The 1,736-nt window shown below is 24.3% G+C and carries 2 protein-coding genes and 1 pseudogene; 2 read left to right on the top strand and 1 reads right to left on the bottom strand.

Annotation, left to right across the window (positions count from 1 at the left end):
- Nucleotides 1–106 (bottom strand): annotated as a pseudogene (locus ACR0QS_RS13130) (Rpn family recombination-promoting nuclease/putative transposase); the annotation flags it as partial.
- A gap of 140 nt (nt 107–246) precedes the next feature.
- Here ACR0QS_RS13130 and ACR0QS_RS13125 point away from each other — a divergent pair.
- Both ACR0QS_RS13125 and ACR0QS_RS13120 read left to right on the top strand, forming a co-directional pair.
- Nucleotides 247–588 (top strand): hypothetical protein, encoded by a 342-nt coding sequence (locus ACR0QS_RS13125; RefSeq protein WP_432633901.1) that lies wholly within the window; start codon nt 247–249, stop codon nt 586–588.
- Between the two features lie 16 nt (nt 589–604).
- Complete coding sequence (locus ACR0QS_RS13120; RefSeq protein WP_432633900.1) at nt 605–1,603, top strand: glycosyltransferase family 8 protein; 999 nt, start codon at nt 605–607, stop codon at nt 1,601–1,603.
- Nucleotides 1,604–1,736: the final 133 nt, after the last annotated feature.

The raw sequence follows: 1,736 nt of genomic DNA, 5'->3' as shown, positions 1-1,736 counted from the left end.
TCATAACAGCGTTTATAAAATCAAGCAAAACTTTTTCGCCGCCTTTATCGGTAAAGAAATACCGAACAAAACAATCATTTAATGCATTAAAAGGTTTATTGTTCATAAGGATATTATAACAGAATAATTTTATTTGTCAAACTATAAATTAATGGATTATATAAAATCCTTTCATTTGGACGATACGATAAAATATGGGATGTAATTGTAGAATTTTCTAAAATCGCTAAAAATTGTTTTTTGGAATTGGAAACATTTATTAAAAATAAAGAAATAACGAATTGGCTAAATATTTTGATTAATAACCCGAGCGACTGCGATAAAAAATATTTTAAATCTATGCGAATGTATGAAGACGCTAATCATAAAGATAAAGCGGTTTATGTGATTCAAAGATGGTTTATTAAAGAAAGAGGGAAAAAATATTATTTGTTTTCGTTTATTCCATTTTTAAGAAAAGAGGAATTTGTCGGCGGCGAGATAAAATATTATCTCCTTTCGTTTATTCCAATTATAAAAATTAAAACTGTAGAAAATATGAGGAAATATTATTTATTTACAATTTTTAATATTTTGACAATTAAATAAAAAAGGAGAAAATTTTATGGAAAATAAATATATTAATTTTGTATTATGCGGAGATAAAAATTTTATTATTCCTATAACTGTAGCCATAACTTCGATTTTAACCAATATTGATAAATCGAGAATAGCAAGATTTTTCTTACTTACAACGGGATTTAGTGATAAAGAAATTAATACAATATTAAAATTAAAAAAGAAGTATAATTTTGAAATTATAAATATACCTGTAGAAAACTATATTTATCTTTTTAATAAAATAGATATTACAAAATGCAAAATACCTTATGTGTCTTTAGCCGCTTATTATAGATTATTAATGTTTAAAGTATCGCCCGAAGATGTTGATAAATGTTTTTATATAGACGGCGATATGATTGTAGACACGGATTTATCAATTATATACGATAATTTAACCGAAGATAAACTTGCATCTGTAGTAATAGAACCTTTGGCTATGCAACATAGAAAAAATATTTTATCTCATTGTTATGAAATAGAATATTTTAAAAATTTTCAAAAAGACGCTTTGAAATATCATTATTTTAATTCGGGCTTCTTTTTAGTAAATATAAAACTTGCAAATGAACTTAATATATTTGAAAAAATGATTGACTTTTTAAATAAATATCCAAATTCGCCTTATGTTGACCAAGATATTTTGAATGCGGTAATCGGACAGCAATATTCGGATTCGATAAATTATTTAGAGCCGTCATATAATGTATTTTATAATATGAATTATAACCAGCCTTTTAACGATGCTTTTTATAACGAAGAGATAATAAAAAAATCGTTTAAAAAACCAAAGATTTATCATTATGGCGGGGAGTGGAAACCTTGGAATACAACATTAACTATGCATCATTATGATATATGGTGGAAATATTTAAAGTTATCTCCGTATAAAAAGCTTAAAAATCCAAAGAAGAAAATTATAGGGGTTATAGAGAATGATAGGTATAGGGTTTATAAGATATTTTTTATAAAGATTACTATTAAGAAGAAAGCGATAAATTAGTTATAAATTGAAAAATATAAACACTTTAATTAAAGAAAAATAGAGATAAAATAATGTGGATTTTATTTATTAACATATTGATTAGACATTAATCTCTCTTTTAATTCTAATGCTTCTTTTTCTTTTACTTTAG

Source organism: Brachyspira sp., assembly GCF_050873525.1.
Taxonomy (GTDB): domain Bacteria; phylum Spirochaetota; class Brachyspiria; order Brachyspirales; family Brachyspiraceae; genus Brachyspira.
This window is presented reverse-complemented; position numbering and strand designations above follow the sequence as displayed.

What these genes read in the sequence shown, in the direction of transcription:
- ACR0QS_RS13120 (WP_432633900.1), top strand. Translation starts at nt 605, where the DNA reads ATGGAAAATAAATATATTAATTTTGTATTATGCGGAGATAAAAATTTT.